The 19,521-nt window shown below is 58.9% G+C and carries 16 protein-coding genes; 3 read left to right on the forward strand and 13 right to left on the reverse strand.

The annotated features are described in order from the left end of the window. Positions 1-58: 58 nt before the first annotated feature. From BLR72_RS21685 to BLR72_RS21700, 4 genes are all read right to left on the reverse strand, one after another. On the reverse strand, positions 59-2,320 hold the full coding sequence (locus BLR72_RS21685) for a glycosyltransferase family 2 protein (RefSeq protein ID WP_091951915.1): 2,262 nt from the start codon (positions 2,318-2,320) through the stop codon (positions 59-61). A 72-nt stretch (positions 2,321-2,392) separates the two neighbouring features. Next, entirely contained in the window at positions 2,393-3,052 is a 660-nt protein-coding gene (locus BLR72_RS21690; RefSeq protein WP_027232973.1) for a calcium-binding protein, read from the reverse strand. A 292-nt stretch (positions 3,053-3,344) separates the two neighbouring features. After that, complete coding sequence (locus BLR72_RS21695) at positions 3,345-4,760, reverse strand: HlyD family type I secretion periplasmic adaptor subunit (protein WP_228017051.1); 1,416 nt, start codon at positions 4,758-4,760, stop codon at positions 3,345-3,347. Continuing rightward, a complete protein-coding gene (locus BLR72_RS21700; protein ID WP_091951919.1) occupies positions 4,760-6,529 on the reverse strand; it encodes a type I secretion system permease/ATPase in 1,770 nt (589 codons plus the stop codon). The genes BLR72_RS21695 and BLR72_RS21700 overlap by 1 nt, the downstream gene beginning before the upstream one ends. A 198-nt stretch (positions 6,530-6,727) precedes the next feature. On the opposite strand from BLR72_RS21700, the gene BLR72_RS21705 reads away from it, so the two are divergent. Beyond that, the gene (locus tag BLR72_RS21705; protein WP_244506798.1) at positions 6,728-7,297 is read left to right on the forward strand and encodes a MarR family transcriptional regulator; all 570 of its coding nucleotides are present in this window, start codon (positions 6,728-6,730) and stop codon (positions 7,295-7,297) included. A 71-nt stretch (positions 7,298-7,368) separates the two neighbouring features. Next, complete coding sequence (locus BLR72_RS21710; protein WP_091951923.1) at positions 7,369-8,589, forward strand: glycosyltransferase family 4 protein; 1,221 nt, start codon at positions 7,369-7,371, stop codon at positions 8,587-8,589. A 5-nt stretch (positions 8,590-8,594) separates the two neighbouring features. Here BLR72_RS21710 and BLR72_RS21715 read toward each other — a convergent pair whose 3' ends face one another. The 9 genes from BLR72_RS21715 to BLR72_RS21755 form a co-directional block, all read right to left on the reverse strand. Then, positions 8,595-9,761, reverse strand: a complete 1,167-nt coding sequence (locus BLR72_RS21715; RefSeq protein ID WP_091951925.1) for a TrbL/VirB6 family protein — start codon at positions 9,759-9,761, stop codon at positions 8,595-8,597. Between the two features lie 198 nt (positions 9,762-9,959). Then, complete coding sequence (locus BLR72_RS21720) at positions 9,960-12,389, reverse strand: VirB4 family type IV secretion/conjugal transfer ATPase (RefSeq protein ID WP_091951928.1); 2,430 nt, start codon at positions 12,387-12,389, stop codon at positions 9,960-9,962. Beyond that, positions 12,386-12,664: a VirB3 family type IV secretion system protein gene (locus tag BLR72_RS21725; RefSeq protein ID WP_244506792.1), complete on the reverse strand. Its 279-nt coding sequence runs from the start codon at positions 12,662-12,664 to the stop codon at positions 12,386-12,388. Before BLR72_RS21725 ends, BLR72_RS21720 begins: the two co-directional genes overlap by 4 nt. 170 nt (positions 12,665-12,834) lie before the next feature. Continuing rightward, entirely contained in the window at positions 12,835-13,134 is a 300-nt protein-coding gene (locus BLR72_RS21730) for a TrbC/VirB2 family type IV secretion system protein (protein WP_027232981.1), read from the reverse strand. Positions 13,135-13,139: 5 nt separating this feature from the next. Beyond that, on the reverse strand, positions 13,140-13,811 hold the full coding sequence (locus BLR72_RS21735) for a lytic transglycosylase domain-containing protein (protein WP_091951932.1): 672 nt from the start codon (positions 13,809-13,811) through the stop codon (positions 13,140-13,142). Then, entirely contained in the window at positions 13,808-14,905 is a 1,098-nt protein-coding gene (gene virB11, locus BLR72_RS21740; protein WP_091951933.1) for a P-type DNA transfer ATPase VirB11, read from the reverse strand. The genes BLR72_RS21735 and virB11 overlap by 4 nt, the downstream gene beginning before the upstream one ends. A 33-nt stretch (positions 14,906-14,938) precedes the next feature. Beyond that, on the reverse strand, positions 14,939-16,276 hold the full coding sequence (virB10, locus tag BLR72_RS21745; RefSeq protein ID WP_091951935.1) for a type IV secretion system protein VirB10: 1,338 nt from the start codon (positions 16,274-16,276) through the stop codon (positions 14,939-14,941). A 4-nt stretch (positions 16,277-16,280) separates the two neighbouring features. After that, positions 16,281-17,087, reverse strand: coding sequence for a P-type conjugative transfer protein VirB9 (virB9, locus tag BLR72_RS21750; protein ID WP_091951937.1), 807 nt, complete (start codon positions 17,085-17,087; stop codon positions 16,281-16,283). After that, the gene (locus tag BLR72_RS21755; RefSeq protein ID WP_091951939.1) at positions 17,087-17,809 is read right to left on the reverse strand and encodes a VirB8 family type IV secretion system protein; all 723 of its coding nucleotides are present in this window, start codon (positions 17,807-17,809) and stop codon (positions 17,087-17,089) included. The genes virB9 and BLR72_RS21755 overlap by 1 nt, the downstream gene beginning before the upstream one ends. A gap of 439 nt (positions 17,810-18,248) precedes the next feature. Here BLR72_RS21755 and BLR72_RS21760 point away from each other — a divergent pair, with 439 nt between their 5' ends. Then, positions 18,249-19,484: an adenylate/guanylate cyclase domain-containing protein gene (locus BLR72_RS21760; RefSeq protein WP_091951941.1), complete on the forward strand. Its 1,236-nt coding sequence runs from the start codon at positions 18,249-18,251 to the stop codon at positions 19,482-19,484. Positions 19,485-19,521: the final 37 nt, after the last annotated feature.

A 19,521-nucleotide genomic window follows, 5' to 3' on the forward strand; every position in this document is an offset into this window, starting at 1 on the left:
TCTTCGTTGAAGGGGAGGTGACGCTCGGCCCGAGCCTGCTTCAGTGCGATTACCTCGTTCAAGCTGCACTCCTTTTCGACTTCTCGGCGACGAAGTCGGTCACGGTTTCGTCCGCAGCCTCGTCCACGTAAGTCGTCATCAATTCGGTGATATCTTTGTTCCAGCGCTTGGTGTGCAGCCAGGAATTGTACTGGCTGGCCAGCCCGCGCATGTAGTCCGGGCTGCGGCGTATCGAGCGCCGCTCGAAATGGAAAAGCGAAACCGCCGGCTGATAGGCAATCTGGAAGCCGATCTGGCGGATCTTCATGCACAGATCGCTGTCTTCGTAGTCACCGATGATATAGTCCTCGGTAAATCCGCCGACGAGATCGTAAATATCCTTGCGGGTGACGAGACAGGCGCCCGTCACCGCCGGGACAGTGCGCGCAATCTGTGCCGGCGCATAATGGCCGGGCATGCCCTTGTGGAAATGGTGGTTGAGCCAAACGTTGCGCCGGTCGGGGGCGAAATAAAGCCCGGCGTGCTGCAGCGAACCATCCTCGAAGAGCAGCTTCGGACCGATGGCGCCGAGCTTCTTTTCTTCCAGCAAGGGCTCGACCAGCGGCCCGAGCCAGCCTGCTTCGGTTGGCACGACGTCGGAATTCAGCATGACGAGCACGGTGCCGCTTGCAAGGCTAGCGCCGGCATTGCAGGCGCGGGCATATCCGCCATTCCGGTTCATGATCGCGAGCTTCATCGGCAGGCCGTGGAGCAGATGCAGGCCGCCGACAAGGTGCTCCGTATCCTCGTGGATTTCGGGCGAATCGAGAACGTAGATGAGTTCCGCATTGGCAACGAGCCACGGATCGGTCGCCATCGCGGAAAGCTGGAAACGCAGGAAGTCGAGGTTACGGTAGAGCGGTACAACGATCGAAACGAGGGGGGCAGCCGGCATCACGCCGAACTCTTTCGTATCGGCGATGCGAACCGTCTTGCCGAGCTTGCGCTCGACCTCGGTGAGGGCAGGCGCCAGGATATTCTCGAAGACTTCACTGCGCGCATGCTGCGGCGGAACGGCACGCAGGATCCGGTTGCGCTGCGCTGCGGGCTCGAATGGCTGCAGCGGCGGAATAAGCGGTGCAGTCGCCCCGGAAGTCAGCCGCATCTGGAATCGCGGCTGCAGCACCGGACCCGCAGAGGAGGTTTGCGGCACCCAGGCGACAAACCCGGTGACATCCGCGCCCAACCCGTCTTCGCGCGCCTCGGTCTTGCCTGCGAACTTGTAGAAATTAGGCTTGAGCGGAAGGATGCGGCCTTCTTCGGTCAGATATTCGATACCTGCAAGCATGGAGGAAGGATCATGCGTCCAGCCGCCAACGAGCAAGCCGCCATTGAGCGCAAGGGCAAGGTCGATCTCAGCGGCGGGATGAGTCTGCGACTTGGCGATCTGCTTGGCTGTCAGCGGCATGCGCATCTGCATGTCGATCGCCGTTGCAATGCCTGCAGCGGGAATTTGGGCAAGCTGGCGCACGAGGAACTCGCGGAGCTCGGGATGTGCCTGGTTCTTGCTCCACCACTTCTGGAAATCGCCGGGGGCAGCCTCCCGATCCGTCAACTCGCGTATGGCGACGCCATTCTTGCCGGTGAGAATGATATGGAAGGATTGCGGAAGTGTCTTCGCCGACTCGACGAGCAAGTGGCATGGTTGCCAGCCCTTGCGGACGCGGTTGCCGATGACGAACTTCGAAGGCAAAGCTGAAACAGAATTGGATCCAATCGCATAGATCGAGGTAACGTCGCCAAGTTCGGGATCGATTGCCGTCTCAAGCAGATGCTGGCCCTCGAGCGGTTGCGCACAAACCCGAATCTTGCGCGGCTCGGGGGCGAGCGCTAGCGCGACTTCACGCACCACGCTGGCAAAGACCTGATTCTGCGAGAGCCGGAACATGCTGCGCCAGGTGCTCAGGAGATTTGTGAGCAGCTTGATATGGCCCGCTGCCGAAAGGTTGTTTACCGCCCGATCGACGTCGAGATGCGGCAACTCGGCCGCCGGATAAAGCAAAGTCTGCTCTGTCGGCCCAAGAGAACCCGCGGAAAGCGTCAGGCCAATCGGTTCGTCTTTGGTGCGCATGGCCCAAAGGACGCGGTGCCCGCCGGTTTCAAGAGGAATATTGAGGCTGACCAGAGGAACAGGCTGTTCCTTCGATTCAAGCACGCATTTGGTTGACGCCCGCATTGCGCCGGGCAGATCCCAGATCAGGACAGCAATGTCCGCGCAGAGCCGGGAGACATAAATACTCTCAGTATCGCCTTCAATGTCCGTCGAATGGTCGAGGTTCAATACACGGCCCTTTCATTCATAGCGGAAGGAACGCGCCCCGCATGGAGCGGAGCGCGCAATTCGATTTCACGATCAATGAACGGTGAAATAGTTGTCCGGATGAGCCTGCACGTCTTCCGAGCTGGTGTTGACCAGCGTGACGGAATCGCCATGACCGAGGTCCACGACAACATTGTTGCCGACCTGGGTAACGCGCGACGCGAGGTCGTCTGCGGAATGGATGTCCTGGCCGTTGATACCGCTGGAGATCTGGAGGATGTCTTCCCCAGGGGTAAAATCGAGCACGACATCGTTGCCGCCACCACCGGTGAACTGGAACACGTCGTTACCGGCACCACCGATAAGGACGTCATCGCCAGCGCCACCTGCAATGAAGTCATTTCCGGCGCCGCCGAGAAGAACGTCGCTCCCCGCACCACCAAACAGCGTGTCGTTGCCTGCTCCACCCTGGAGGACATCGTCGCCCTTGTCGCCGAAGAGAACGTCATCACCGTTGCCGCCGCTCAGAACGTCATCACCATTTCCACCGAACAGAACGTCCGTTCCCTCGCCGCCGAACAGAGCGTCATCGCCCTTGTCGCCGAACAGGAGATCGTCCCCCTCATCACCAAAAATCGTGTCATGACCATTTCCGCCAAAGACAACATCATCACCGCCATGGGCGCGGATGAAGTCGTCGAAACGCGAGCCAAACAAAACGTCGTCGTAGGCGCCGCCTTCTAAAGTGGCCATCTGCTTCTCCTTCTGTCCTGCTTTGAGTTTACAAAATGCCGGAGCTGTTCCGACGTTTATGCTTTAACGATTGTGCACTGCACCAAATCGAAATGCAACCTAGTCATGGAATATAAATGTGGCAACACATAGTAACAATTTATTACACGAATGTATTATGACATGTAATAATTCGTGAAAGTAATTTATATTTTACGAGATACTACTTTGGATATGGATATTAATTGGAACTACTTTATTTCTAAATTTGAAGTAATCTAGAAACATAGGGAAATAAGGGGCAAATCGCCCCTCAATCCTCGCGGAACGCCCTATTAAAGCTGTCGGCAATCGGAGAGGTTATGTACTCGATGGCCTTACGCGACTTGTGCACGATGACGACCTCGGCCGGCATGCCGGGATAGAGCTTCACCTGCGGATTGGCCGCAAGCGATTGCGGCGTGATTTCGGCGCGCGCGACAAAGTAGGCAGCGTCCGTCTTTTCGTCGACGAGCTGGTCGGCGGCAAGATAGGTGATCTTGCCGTCCAGTGGAGCCTGGGCACGCTGATTATAGGCCGTGAGCCGAACCTGGGCAGGAGAGCCGACCGTCACGCTATCGATGTCGCGCGGGCCGATCTTCATCTCGACGACAAGCGGCTCGTTTTCCGGCACGATATCAAGGAGCGGCTCTCCGGCAGCGACGACGCCGCCAGGCGTGCGCAATCGGATATTGGCAACGATACCTGCCTGAGGCGACTTGATCTCTACGCGGCGCATTACATCCTTCGCCGCAACGATGCGTTCTTCGACATCAGCGAGTTCGACCTGGCTCGTGGTTATTTCGCCGGCGATCTCCGCCTGCATGTCGCTTTCTATGCCGGTGAGCGCAAATTCTGCGCCGGCCTTGGCCTGTTCCGCCTTGGCCTTGTCACCCGCATACTCGCCGCGATCCCCCGCAAGCTCGCTGAGACGCGTGTCGATCTCGATGAGTTTCGAGCGCTGGGCAAATCCCTTGGCGACCAGACTTGCAATGGCCTTGCGCTGTTCGTCGATCAGTTCGATCTGCCGATCGGTCGCCCTGGTCTGGACGTCGAGCGCCTTTGCCTGTTCCGTATATTGCTCGATCGTCTTCTTCTGAATATCGATCTTGCTCTCTTTTTGCGTCTGGCGCTTGGTAAAGAAGACCTGCTCGGCCTTCTTGGCGCTGTCGGCGGAAATATCGCCCACCTCGCCGAAATTGGCGGGGAACGTTATTTCGGTGTTGCCGGCTTGTTCGGCGCGCAGGCGTGCAAGCTTGGCGATAAGACCGACGCGGCGGCTCTGCAACGACTGCAGATCCGAGCGTGCACGCGTATCATCGAGCCTGATCAGTGGCTGGCCGACTTTTACCTCATCGCCTTCCTGGACAAGAACGCGGTCCAGTATGCCACCCTCTAGGTGGCTCACCGTCTTGCGTTTCGAATCGACGATGACGCTGCCGATGGCCACCGCGGCACTGCCGAGTTCGGCCGAATAGGCCCAGCCGAAGAAGCCGCCGAAGGCTATGGTAATGGTCAGGACCCCGGCGATAATCAGCCGTCGCAGCGGCGGGTGGTCGGAATCATGTTCAAGTTCCGTATACCAGACAGGTCTGGCGATTGGCCGGTGCGCCGCAAGTTGACTGCCGACGGTTTTCATTGGAAGCGAAGCGTCGGCGCGAACCGGCAAATTCTTCTTGATCTTGTCAATCATGCTCCGGCAGCCCCCATCTTCGAATTGACCGGCGTAATCGATGCGACCACATCCGTACGCGGCCCGAACTGGGTGATCCGGCCGTTTTCAAGAACCAGAAGTTTGTCGGCCACCTGCATGATTGTCGGTCGATGCGCGATCATGATGACGATGGCGCCATCGTCACGCGCTTGTTCGATCGCCCGCATCAGCGCTCGCTCGCCGACCGAATCGAGATTGGCGTTTGGTTCATCGAGAACGATCAGCCGCGGATTGTTATAAAGGCAACGGGCAAGGCCGATGCGCTGCCGCTGTCCGCCCGAAAGCGTCAGGCGGCCATCGCCGACCGGCGTGTCATAGCCGAGCGGCAGACGCCCGATCATCTCATGCACGTCAGCAAGGCGGGCCGCCTCAAGCACGCGCTGCGGCTCGCTGTCGGTCATGCGGGCGATGTTGTCGCGAATCGTTCCTTCAAGGAGCGCGACCGATTGCGGCAGATAGCCGGCGATCTCGCCGAAGGAGCCGCGCTCCCAGAGATAAACATTGTTGCCGTCGAGGAAGACGCCGCCGGCAGTCGGCCGCACGATACCGATGAGCAAGCGCGCCAGAGTGGACTTGCCGGCCGCCGAAGGTCCGACAATGCCGAGCACTTCGCCCGGGGAAAGCGAGAAGGAAATGCCCTTGATGATCGGCACGTCGACACCCGGCGCGGCATAGACGAGCTTGTCGATGACAAGATCACCGTGGGGGCGCGGGGTGGGCATCGTCTGTCGCACCGCAAGATTCTGCGATAGCAGCGACTGAATGCGTTGCCAGTTGCCGACGGCCTGCACCCAAAGGCGCCAGTTATCGACGACATGGTCGAAGGGGAGCAGCAACCTTCCGACGAGGATACTGGCGGCGATCATCGCACCCGGCGTAATCTGGCGATCCATTGCGAGGAGTGTACCTGCGGCGAGCACGGCGATCTGAACCATGAAGCGCATGGTGCGCGCGATTGTCGCCATGGCACGGCTGCGACTGCCGCCGAGATCGAGCAGGCCGATCGCATTCATCTGCAGCGAACGCCAGCGGCGGGCTAGGGCGGGCAACATGCCCATGGCCTCAATCACCTCGGCATGGCGGAGCGTGGAGCCGATCTTCGAAATGGCTTCGATATTGGCCTGGTTTGCATCCTTGACAAGGCTGCGCGTCATGAGATCGGTGATGACGCCGCAGCAGACGAGGACAATCACAGCGATGACGCCGATGATGCCGTAGACCGGGTGCATAAGGAAAAGCGCAGCGAGGAAAATTGGCGACCAGGCCGCATCAAGCGGTGCACTGACCGCCGAAGACGTCAAAAAGCTGCGCAATTCGGTCAGATCACGGAGTGACTGCGTCGCCTTCGGCAGGCCCTGGTCAATCGAAGCCTCGACCGCAGCCGATAGAACCGGAAGGTTCAGTCGGCGCACAAGCGCGCTGCCCATCGCCTGGAAGGACATGGCGCGAATGAACTCGAGAACACCGAAAACGATAAGAGCGCTCACCGCCAGGATGGTGAGCATGACGAGCGTGTCCTTGCTCTGGCTGTTCAGGACCCTGTCATGCACCTGTAGCATGTACAAGGGTACTGTAAGTTGCAAAAGGCTGATGCAGGCACTGAGCAGAGCGGCATAAAGCAGGCCCGCCATGAATATCCTACGGGCCCGTAAAACCAGCGCTTTTGGCTCGGCGTTCGCCGCCGAAAGCGCTTTTTTACCAGCATGGCTCTTGCCATTTGGATTGATTTGACGAGTATCTGTCATATGTGATCTGCCTTGGAAATGACACAGCCTTTGGTTAGCCCTGGGGCGTCAGTCTAATGCAATAGACTTATAGAGTATTACTGCAGAGAATGTGACAGAAAAAAGTTCTTTTGGTGGGGAAATCAACGAGGGAGAACCGAAAACATACTTGTAACTTACTTCAAAATTTGAAGTAAAATTGACTAGGAGAGAAGGATGATACAAAAACTTCTACACGAAGGAGTGGAAGTCGAAACATCTATCGACGGCTTCGCCGCCGCCGATTTCCCTGAAATATCAGCCGACAACAAGAAGGCGAAGCCCGCAAACCATGCGGTTGTCGTCACACATTTCGAACTGGCGCGCATGATAGAACGCGTCAATCGTCGCTTCGCTGGCGTGCTGCGCAATGAGATGACGAAACTCGGAATCGAAGACGTGGGGCCGGCTCAGGCGATGGTTCTTTTGGCGATAGGGGATGTCGAACTTTCGGTTGGAGAACTCCTGGATCGCGGCCACTATGTCGGTTCCAATATCTCCTACTATCTGAAGCAACTGGCTGACGGGGGCTATATCGACAGGGTTGCTTCGCAGCGGGACAAGCGCTCGGCGCGTATCAGACTGACCCAAAAGGGTGAGCAATTATGTGCCGATCTGCGCAACGCAGGCGGCACCTACAACCGATTGCTCGCACGGGACGCAGAAGACCTCCGCAACCTGGAAATCGCCTTCCAAACCTTGCATCGACTCGAACTGGTTTGGGGCAATGCCACGCGTTACGGACTATGATTTGCCCTTGAGCGATCCCAACCAAACGTCAGGCAACCATCGCTGTTCCTGTTCGGGCCGATTCTGACGTCATGCATGTGGCATTCGTTCATCGACGTGGATTCGGGCAGTTTGCGGCATTGGCCTCCCACCTTGCCGAAACTGGGCACGATGTCAGCCTGATCAGTGAATCTGTCGACCGGCGTATTCCATCGGTCCGCGTCATTCGGCATCGTGTCGAGCCCGGTCCCCGGGCCGACAGCCAGATGGCGCGGCACCTCGGCATCCCGGATCACCATGTCCGCATCGGCCATCGCGTCGCGGAAACCCTCGACGCGATGGTTCGCCACGGCGAACGGCCGGATATCGTCATCGGTCACATCGGCTGGGGTAGCATGATGTTCGTCAAGGATGTTCTGCCGCAGGTTCCAGCCATCGGCTATTGCGAATTCTTCTATCGCTCTGAAGGCGCTGACGTCGGGTTTGCGCCTGACGACGTTCCCGATCTCGATACACGAAAGCGCTTGCGGCTGCGCAATGTGGCGCAGCTTCTCACGCTTGAGGCGATCGATGGCGGGGTGAGTCCGACCCGCTGGCAAAAGAGCCTTTATCCGGCGCCGGCCCAACGGCGGATAGCCGTGTGCCATGAAGGCGTCGACACGCAGCGATTTCGTCCCGACCGCAATGCGACGCTGAAGTTTCCGGATGGGCGCGTGCTAAAACCCGGCGATCCGCCCATCGTCACATTCGTTTCGCGTGATCTCGAGCCCTACAGGGGATTTCCTCAGGCGCTCGCCGCGGCGGCAAAAGTCATCCGCAGCAATCCTGATGCCATTTTCGTCTTTGTCGGTGGTGATGGCGTCAGCTATGGCGCCCCTCCGCCGGGAGGCGGTTCGTGGAAAGAAAAGCTCATGGCCGAGCAAGATATCCCGGCGGACCGCATCGTCTTTACCGGCGCCATCTCGCACGATCTTTTGCGCAAGCTCTACCAGGTCTCGGCGGCGCATATCTATCTCACCTACCCCTTCGTCCTTTCCTGGTCCGTTATAGAAGCCATGTCATGCGGCGCGTTGATCATCGGTTCCGACACAGCACCCGTCCAGGAGGTGATCCGCTCGGGACAGAACGGTCTGCTCGTTCCCTTTTACGACACCGACGCACTCGCCGGCACAATCCTCGAGGTTCTCAAGGCGCCGGAGAAATTCATGCCATTGCGGGTTGCAGCGCGGCGCACCATCGAGCGCAATTTTAGGCTGATCGACTGCATCGGGCGGCAAAAGGCCCTGATCAATACGGTCTTGCAGGGCAATTGAGGCTGCTATCTATTCCTGGTCTGCCGGTTGATTGCGGCATTGCGGTCCTGAACGTCACGCAGGCTTGTATCCGCCGAGCCACCGGCCATCTGGCCACCGCCCGAGCCATACGAGCCGCCGCCAGCCGGTCCGGCCATTCCACCGCCGCCGCGCCGGCCACCGCCCACCATATTGGTAACGATGCGAACGACGCGATCGCTACCGAAGGCATCGCTGATCCATTCCTGCGTGCTTGTCGCGATGCGCCCCGCGAAAGGCACGATCTGTGCCATGAGAAACATGCCGGCAATACAGATCAGCACGAAAGGCGCCACGTCCTTTATCATCAGCGGCGCATCGGGATTGCTCACGGCCTTGAACAGAACCATGATGTTGGCGCGGACGCCGAGTATATAGAAGCTCAGGAAGGTGCTGAGGAATATCGGGACCAGCATGGCCTGGAGCGTACCCGTCAGCCAGCCGGAGAAGAAGCGCGACGGTATCTTGAACATCAGCAGGATGATGAAGATCGGTGCCAGCGCCAGCATGACCCATAGCGCCATTTTGGCGAACAGCATCAGGAACATCGCATAGCCGACGAAGAGAGCTGCGGAAATCCAGACAATTGCCGACTGCAATGAGGTCGTCAGCACTGTCTCGAGCGGGTTCGTCGGCGGCTTGCGCGCCGGCGTGGCAGGTTGGGCTCCTGGGACGGGCTTGCCGTCTGGCCCTAAGACTTCCGGAGCGGCGGCTTGCGACGCCGTCGCTTCCCGTTCGATCTTCACCGACGCCCGGACAGCAATCGAATAGATCGTCGAAATATCGGTTGCGACTGTCCCGACTGTCATCGCCTTGCCAGTATCCGGATTGACGATGTTGTTGAGCATCACATTGTTGCTGACAAAAAGCGGCGCCATGGTCACAACCTGATAGACCGCAACCTGGAACGGCCCCCAGCTGGTGGCAAGAAAAAAGATCACCGCGAGCCGAAGCATGCGGAAGGCAGCCGTAACGACATTCGTGTCGCCGCGCCCCTGCCAGAACTGAAAGCCCCAGAACACGAGGTAGAGTACCATCAGCCCGCTGAGCACCGGCGTCATATAGGCGGCGAGAACGCCGTAGGTGGTTGCCGTGAAACTCTTGCCGAGCGCATCAATGTTGGATGACAGGGCAGCAATGAAATTTGGCTCCATGCGGCCCGTCCTATAGTGGCTGCTGGACGATGATTTTCGTCAGCGCTTCGTTGACCGGCAGCAGCGGCCCGCAGTCATCGACCGGTCCGAACGACAGCGCGGATGCGGGCAAATCACACGGAGTCTTCAATTTCTGCCGGCTCGCACAGCCTGAAGCAAGCAATGTGGCAAGCAGAATTACGCATACACAAGTTACTCTCACACCTTTACTCCTTGCCCGCAAAAGGCGGGCAACCATTGCTTGGGATCGTCGCCGAGCTTCTCCCTGAGGGCATTCAGTTCCAGTATCGTCTCCGCCCGTCCCGAAAGAACCTTGAGGAGGTCGTCCATTTCCGTCAGGCGCAGGCGGGCGATGACCGATTCCTGTCCGTGCTTGATCAGAAAGCAGCGGCTTGCCGGATCCGTCGACTTGATCCACTCCATTTCGCGCGCCGAGAGGCCGAGCCCGCCGGCATGACTTTCGAGGTCGGCGCGAGGATTGGGGAAGAAAATATGCGTCGCACTCTGCTCGATCAGCGTATGGGCGATGTTCGAATTGACGATATCCGACGTGCTTTGCGTGCCGAAGCCGATGATCCCGTTGAACTTTCGGATCGTCTTCATCTTGTCCCTGATGAAGGCCGAAAACACCGGGTCCTCCAAAAGCCGCCAGCCTTCATCGAGGAAGATCTGGATCGGCGTCCCGTCGAGGAGTTCGTCGAGCCGGTGGAAGATGTACATCAACGCCGCGCTGCGGGTTAGCGGATCGTCGAGGATCTTGGTCATGTCGAAGCCCGCGACGTCAGACCAGGTGAAGCGATCGACGGGATTGTTGAACAGCCAGCCGACCTGGTCCGGCCGCAGCCATTTTTCGAAGCGCGCCAGCAGATCGTTCTCACCGGCGCGAATACGTCCTCGCAGCAGCGTGGCAAAGGCCGGCAATGATCTTCCCTCAGGGGTCGTCGTAAGAATCTGGGCGATTGCCGAGCGGATGACGCTTTCTTCGCTCGCCGGCAAGGGCTGTCCGTCGGGCCGGCGCAGCATCAGCGAAAACAGTTGGAACAGGAATTCACGATTGGGACCGGTATCGCTGAGCTGCAGGGGATTGAACCCGGTCGGCTCGCCCGGCTGCAATATCTCGTAAGTGCCGCCAAGCGCGCGGATGAAGATCTCGCCGCCGCGATCCTTGTCGAAGAAGATGCAGCGCGGCGTCGGCTTGATGCGCTGCGACTGGGCCATCAGGAAAGAGAGGGCAACGGTCTTGCCCGATCCCGACGGACCGACCATGGTGAAATTGCCGAGGTCGCGCACGTGGAAATTGAAGAAATAGGCGCTCTGGCTGGTTGTCTCCAGAAGCGAGATAGCGCTGCCCCATTGGTTGCCGTCGCGCTTGCCGCCCGGGAAATTATGCAAGGAAAGGAACCCGGCAAAGTTTTTCGACGAGATCATTGCCGAACGCGCCTGATAGGAGAAGTTCCCCGGAAGCTGCGCCCAGAATGCCGCCTCGCAGTTCAGATCTTCCCGCAACCAGATGATGGACTGGTCCGTGAGCGTCGCGCCGACCGCGCGGATGCAACGGTCGAGTTCGGCCTTGTCGTTGCCGAGGCACATGATCGACAGATGGTGCTCGCCATAGATGGAACGCGAGCTCAAAAGTTCGTCTCGCGCGCCGACAAGCTGGTTGCCGATGATGGAGCCGGCTTCGTCAGCCATGGCGATCTGGCGTGAAACGCGCTCGATCTGGTTTTGTGCAACCGGCTTGTCGATAATGGAAAAACTTTGGCTGACGATGAATTCGTGCGGCACCTTCAACAGGCCATCAAGGAGGAGGGGGCCCGTATAGGAAGGATACTCGCGCACCGACAGCATGGCGCCGAGGCGGGAATCGGCAGGGGGCGTCGCGCCGACGAACTCGACGGCATTGCGGCCGAAATGCAGGCGCTTCATCGCCAGCGCGCCGTCGAGCGGCATGCGTGGCAGACGCATCTTGACCGGCTCGATCCCGTTCAAAATCTGGACGAGGAATTCGAGCGGCTCGGAATAGAAAACGCCAGGTTCCGTCTCGCGGATGCCGAGGAGCTTGACCTGATAATCTTGCAGGACCTCGCGCACACCGAGGACGGCATCGCGCAGTTCGCGCAATTCCTCGGCTTCGCCCTGACGCGCGCCCTTGGGTTGGCCCTTGCCGCCGCGCGCAAAAATGCCCTTGGCGATGGTTTCAATCATGCCGACCTGGCCGCGCAGCGGCCGCCGGACGATGGTGATGTACATCTCGTTGACGAACATGCGCCGCTGCTCGAGCTGCGCCATGTAGCGGCGGTTCAATTCGTCGGCGAAGGGGTTGGTGAACTCACCATCGAGCTTCGGTTCGAGCCGTCGGCGGATCATGTGGCCATAGACCGCATACCGGCTGTTGCCGAGCGTGCGCAGAATGGTGTTGCGCCCTTCGAGCTTGCCGTTGATCTGTGCCATATCGGCGGTTTCGAAGCAGAAGCCTTCGACCTTGAGCACGCTCAGGAGCAGGCCGTCCTTGGTGCGCAAGGTGGTATCGTCCACATGGCGCGTATAGGGCACGTGGGCGGCGACGGAGCGTTCGCGCGTCGCCTGGGCGCCGTAGCGCATTTCCTTGCGGACAGCGCGCGACATCATGTTGGATCTCCCGGCGCGTAGCTTTTGACACCCCAGAGGGTGGTGGACTGCGGCGGTGTCTTGGCGGCCTTGACCCGCAAAATGTTGAATATCTGTTCGTCGCGCAGTGTCAGGAAATAGCCGAAACTATGGATAGGGAGCACGAGGAAGAGCGTGAACAGGCTCTTCGTCGCCAGAAAGATGACCGCCGTCACCACCATATTGAACATGGCATACATATACGGCACGCCGAACAGGGTAGGTGCGCGCGTCAATGCCTTGACCAACGGGATCATGTCCGGCACCTCCTCAGTCATCTCATACCCTTTCCGGCGAAGCCGGCCGCAATCGCAAATGCAGATCTAGCACGCTGCCGCCTGTCCACATCGAAGATGCGGACCTGCACATCCAACCTTGCTCTCGTCACTTTAAGTCTCCGATCGGACGGGCCGATCCTGCCCCAGTCCTAGTGGCCCAATGCGCCCTGAAAGAACGATACGATCTGTGTCGATCCGAAAACCAGGACGATGCCCATGATGACGGAGCCGGCGATACCCCAGGTAAACCGGCCGGTCCAAGCAAGGAAACCGCAGCTTATGACGGCAAGAATGGCCAGCATCGACGCGATCGGCCCCGTCAGAATGTTGATCATGGTCTGCAGAACAGACGATACCGGCTGCAGGCTGGACTGTGCGAAGGCTTCGCCGGCAAAAAATGTAAGTGATAGAGCCAATGCAGCCCCGGAAATGCGCAATCTATTAAACATTCTGACTACTCCACATGTAATACAAATCCTTGAGTCCATTCCTCCGGCTTGGCAGGTTGGCCCTCGTTCTTCTTGCCCGCCGTCCGCTTTTCGCCGTCGGACGCTGGCACTCCAAGCGACTTCCACCCGTAGAGATCGGTAAGAATGGCCGAGACATAGCGAATGGTTTCGGGATAGAGCGGTATGCCGCGATTTTGGTCGACGGCGCCCTCACCAGCATTATAGGCGGCGAGCACGTATAGCGGATTCTGATAGCGCTTCTGCAGGAAGCGCAGGTACCGTACCGCGCCGCGGACATTGTCTTCCGGGTCGCAGATATCGACGCTGAAGCGCTTCGCCGTGGCTGGCATCAGCTGCATCAGCCCCACGGCGCCTGCGCTCGAAACGGCATTCATGCGAAAGCCGCTTTCCTGCCTTGCAATGGCGAGGAGGAAGTCGAGGTCGAACGCTTCTTCGTCCGCTATTTTGCGGATGATGATTTCACCCTGTTTTGCATCCGGCACCTTGCTGAAATCGCAGCCGGCAGGTTTCGCGGCAATCGTCGCACTGGGCGGATTGACCGGCGCCCCATCCTCGATGACCGTCACCTTGACCGGCGCATCTTCAGCAGGCGCCAGGCCCACCGACCCGGCGGCCATCACGGCGAAGGACGTCAGCAGGAGACAAATCCGGTTCATTGCTTGCGCCCCAGCGGAACGACACCGGGCTCCTGCATTTTCGAAAAGTCGTTATAGGCAGCTGGTCTTTGCCGTCCGGAGCGCACGAACGGGTCGTAAAAGATTTCGGTAACGACACCCGGCCGCCCATCGCGCCGGCCAAGCTGAACCACGAGCGGAACCGTCGCCCGCAACATCTCGACGATCTCGACCTTCGTAAGGCCAAGCCCGCCGCCGCTGCCCTGCATGACGAGCAATGCGAGACGCGTATAGGCTGCGCTCGGCGAATTCGCGTGCACGGTCGACAGCGAACCGGGGTGGCCGGTATTAATGGCCTGCAGGAAGTCGATCGCCTCGCCGCCGCGGATTTCGCCGAGCAGCAGCCGATCCGGCCGCATGCGCAGCGATGCTTCAACCAGATGGCGCGGATCGACGCGGGCGACGTTCTGGTTACCACGCGTCGCAATAAGGCTGACGTGGTTTTCCTGCGGCGGCGTCAGTTCCGGCGTGTCTTCAATCGTGATCAGGCGTTCGTAATCCGGAATCTCCTGCATAAGCGCGTTAAGAAAGGTAGTCTTGCCCGAACCGGTACCACCCGAAATTAGCATCGACACGCGCCGGCACACGGCTTCGCGCAAGAAAGACTCGATATTGCCGCGCGCGATGAGGTCGCAAAGCAGCGTTTCATCATCGGTCAATTGATAGGCACTGTCGGTGACAAGGGTCGAGCGAAGTGCCCCCGAGGCCGCATAATCGTCGAGGACGAGTTGGCGTGTAACCTGACGGCGAATGACGATAGCGCCGCCCTTTGGTGCAGCCGGCGGCAGCACCACCTGGACGCGCGCGCCATCGGGCAGGGACGCCGAAAGAATCGGCTCTTCCTCGTTGATGAACTGGTGGCTTGCAGCGGCAACCCGCTCGGCCATGAACCGCATCCGCTCCGCTGTCAGCTCGGGCATGACGTAGCGCATCATGCCCGGCTGGCCGACCCGTTCGACGAAGGCGATTCCCGGTTCATTGATGCAGATTTCGACGACATCGGGAGACTGCAGAAAGCCGCGCAGCGGTGCGAAGGCAAGATCGATGAGATCGGAGAGCGAGGCAGCGTAACTCATCGCAGACCCCCTCCGAGCCTGACTTGAATACGGTCAGTATTTGCCATCCCAGCCTCGCCCACGTTTGAGTTCCTTCAGCTTCTCCTGAACGGGATCGGGATAAAGTTCGGAAAAATCGAGATCGCGCCGCACGAAGATCGCAACCGGTGTGCCCTGGTTGATGCTGATCGTCGGCGGAATATTGATCTGGCTCTTAATGGCCTCCTGGGCCAGTTGAGTAAAATTCTGCACCGCGAGCGCCGCGCCCTGCATGGCCATGTCGTTGAGCGCGACCTTGTTGGTAGTGGGCGTTTGGATCGTAATACTTTTAGTCGGGTCGCTCGGATCCGGAATCGATTTGATAGTATATCCGACATCGTTAGTCGGCACACTGGTGGCCGCCATAATTTGGGAACCCGCGCTAATCAGACTCAGCACACCCGCCGCGCCGAAGCGTTTCAGATAATGGTTGTTAACGGCACCGGCCGCGCCCGAGACGCCGAGTTCGTCGGTCCCGATCGAGCCCAGATTGAGTGACACGCCATCTGCACGAAGCAACCGGTTCCATACGATGAAGGCACGGGTCTGGCCCTGTGCAACACCCGCATTATATTCGCCGATCATGCGCGAACCCGAGGGGATGAGCACGCGGCGTCCATCGAAGGACCACACATCCTCCGTCGTTACTGCGCGCACCATGCCGGGTAGGTCGGTCTGCACTGCCGTTTCAAGGACACCACGGATCATCGTGCCTTGCGGCACCAGCGCGTCGATGCGCTTGGTTTGCTCAGCCGTCGCGACTTCCACAGGCTTGGCGGCCAAGGCCGAGAGGAACTGGTTGTTCGGGTTGGCGTCCTGGAAGGTTGCGGCGCTCTTTTCCTTTTCCGCCTGTTCGGGAGTCTTGCCTGCCTGAGCCAGCGGGTCGACCTGGCCTCCGGTCTCGGTCACGACCATGGGCGAACGGTAGCGTTCCCATCTCTTCTGGTCGTTTTCGGAGTCGCGCGCCAGCCTTTCGGCCTCGAGGGCCTTGCGCTCTTCGGCGAGGCGCCGCGCCTCTTCCTCGGCGGCCTGTTTCGCCCGCTCGAGTTCGGCGTCCGTCGCCGAGCCCCCCGTCGGCTGTGTCGGCGCCGTCGCCGGTGCTTCCGGCTCCGGCGGCGGCACGTTCAACTGCACTTTTCCGGGAGGTGCGAGGAATTCCTCGTTCTCATTCGATTCCACATTGTCCGGCGCCTTCGGCTGCGCCAACCAGAAGGGCATCGCCAGAAGGGGAATCGAAACCATGCCAAAAAGGACGACGATGGCAGCCTTGCTCAAGCCGCGCTTCGGCTCCGACAGTTGCGACTGCGCGCTTTCCTCGAGTTCGACGTTTTGATGATAATTGGGATCAGGCATGGCTCTACCTCATCCGCTCATTGGAAGAGGTGGTCCTGGCCGCAACGGCGGAGCCGCCGATCTTCTGCATGTTGAACAGGCACAGCGCGAGATCGCCGCGCCGCAGTATCCACTGCCTGGCGATCTTGTCGACGACCAAATATTCGCCTTCGCGGCGGAAGTTGGCCAAAATTTCCCGTTTGCCGCCTTCGACAATGAAGATCGAGGGAATGTCGCCGTCAAACTTGAACCAGGTCTTCACCCCATCGTCGAAGGCGTAGGTCGGCTTCAACTCGCCGTCGCCGCGGAACTGGTAGTTCGTATTGGAATTTTCGAACTGGAAATTGGCGCGATTGGGTTCGGAGACGAGGCGTTGCGCTTCCGCCAGCAGTCGCGAATCCGCCTCCTCGTCCGGATAGCGGAACTTGACCAGATATGTCTGGTCGCCTTCAGATTCGGCATGGGCCCGCAGGATGAACGTGTAGACATGCTTGTCGCTGACGACGTTCATGTTCGTCGTCGTCTTGGCCTCGACCGGCTTCAGGAAGATGATGTTACCACGCTTGTTGGGCTCGATCTTCCAGGACAGGCTGTCACCCACCGCTACCGTTTCGATCTTCTCGGTATCGCCGAGGACGATCATCGTCGAGACGCCGTGGGTTGCGTCGACCGAGACAACATTGGCGGGATTGTAGTTGACGGTGCGTACACGCGCATCGGCCTGACCGCGCTTCGGCGCAATTTCGGCGAGAACCGGGCCTGCGGCGAGTATCCCGGCGCACACGAGCGGCGCAATGAATTGCAATCGGCGAACGGAGAACAGCGTCATCATCAATGCCCCTGTTCCGATGCCGGCACGCTTTCCTGATCGCGCCGGTAGTCCTGGATCTGAAAGCCGAGCGGATTGTCGAACCGCCACTCATTGGTCCTCGGTTCGCGCGAATAGCGGAAATGCATGAGCGCCACCCAATGCTCTTCGGGCCCGGTATCCTGACCTATGCGCTGGGTGGAAAAACGCACGATGGCGGTCTTGTTGTTGGGTATCTGGATCGACTTGATGGTCGGAAGCACACGGGTCTGGCGGCCAAACCGATTGACAGGGTTGGTCGGGCTGGAAGGGCCATAGAGGTTGAGAAGATCCCGCTGGGCATCCCCCGTCGAAAGGAGTTGCGCCAGATCGAAATTGTCCTGAACGGAAGCAGGATCATAGGTCTCGCGCGCCTTTACATAGCGAACCACGTTCATCCGGGTGATCGCTTCCGACTGCGTCAGGTCGCCCTCGGCGAGCGGCCGCTTGATCTCCATGAAGCCCGTCGTCTTGTCGACCTCAATAACATAAGGCTCGAAGCTTTTCAGCGGCAGGAGCAGGGCAAGGCAGGCCATGGCGAGGCCGGCGAGCAAGGCGCTGAACCCAGCGACGATCCAGGCAACACGCCTTGACCGCTTCACCGTACGAATAACGTCGTTTTCCCAGCGCACCGCTTCGCTGAAATAACGTGAATCGAGACCTTTGTCCGGCGTCAGGGTCGCCGTGTCGCCGCCACGCTCAACCATTGGAACACAGCAACGCGAAAGATTGAACGCAAAGAGAAAATGCCGAACTCAAAATCAACCCGCCTGAAATAAATTGCAATATATTGCCAACCGTAAATTCGGTTCGCTAAAAAGAAAAGCAAAAGTCGTCCATCGCCTTGCTTTTTTGATTCAAGCAAGATTTATCAACACTCGGATTCGTTGTATTCTCTAAATTATGCCACGTTATGCGTGTATTTAGTTGCGGGTCCCGTGTCAATGAGACTTTAGTACTATTCCATGTCCATGATATGCTGATAGAAATGATTTTTTCCATGTATTATGAATGACTTGGAGCATTTCGCAACAGTCAGTGGATTTCTCGATCCCAAGCGCGGACAGGCACTTGCCGCTGAGAATTCTTGGTCAAATGTGCAGGTCGTGCTACCTCTTTTATCAGTTGCAGCATGGGTGAAGAACCGTGACCGAAGCCGAAATCGTCGAAATCGAAACCTGGCTCAATGCCCAAGGCATCTGCGGTGCAACCGAAACCGATCTCATGAACGGATTCTGCGATCGATGCGTTGCAGCGGGCATCAAGCTCGAACGCGGCAATACATTCGTCGATACGCTTCATCCGATCTATGAGGGTAGAGTGTTTCTCTGGCGGCGCGAGGGCGAACTGGAGCGCACCATCATCGAGTATGGCTCGTCGCAAAGCGGCGAGAGCGCCGAGAATTGGCAGGCATCGACTTTCTATCATTTGCTGGAGATCGGCGAGGTCGAAATGCGGCACAGGCTGACAGCCGACGAAACACCATCGTTTCGCCAACTTGCCTCGATGCGAGACGAGGGCTGCACAGACTATTTTGCAATGATCGTGCCGTTTTCGAAGCAGGGCAGCATCGGCGAAATGGATGGATTCTATTCGTCCTGGGCCTCCGATCACGCCGAGGGTTTCAACGATGCGGACATCATCGCCCTGCGAAGGCTGGTAAGCAGTCTTGCACTCGCGATGAAATGCGCTTCGCTGACGCGAATCGTCAGGACGCTGGCAGAGGTTTACCTTGGCCACGACGCCGCCAAACGGGTGCTTGCCGGCCGCATCAATCGCGGCGCCGCCGATCGAATCGAGGCCGTGCTCTGGTATTCGGATCTTCGTGATTACACGCGCATTTCCGACGCTGCCGCGCCCGACGCCATCATTCCCATGCTCAACGATTATGCAGAGGCCGTAATATCGTCGATCCAGGAGATGGGCGGCGACGTGCTGAAACTGATCGGTGACGGTACGCTCGCGATCTTTACCGACGGCGATTCCGCCGACGCAGCCACAGCGGCCTTGAAGGCCCAGGCGCTCCTGCGCAAGAAACTAACCGTTCTCAACCGGCAACGGGTCGAAGCCGGACAACCCGCGACCAATGTCTACCTCGGCCTGCATATTGGCGAAGTGTTCTTCGGCAATATCGGCAGTGACACGCGACTTGACTTCACGGTGGTCGGGCCTGCTGTAAACGAGGTCAGCCGTATCGCTTCGATGTGCCGGTCCGTCGACCAGGAGATCCTGATTTCGGAGCGCTATGCTGCGACGCTGCCGGATGCATTCCGCTTGAAGCTGGTCTGCGTCGGCCGCTTCGCATTGCGCGGGGTAGGGCGCGCCCAGGAACTCTTCACGATCGACCCCGCGATCATCCAGAAGGCCATGGCGTCGGTGTAAGTTTTAAACATCATTTATTTAGGCAGTTGGAAAGTAT

The sequence above is a fragment of the Phyllobacterium sp. YR620 genome (assembly GCF_900104165.1).
Lineage (GTDB): Bacteria > Pseudomonadota > Alphaproteobacteria > Rhizobiales > Rhizobiaceae > Phyllobacterium > Phyllobacterium pellucidum.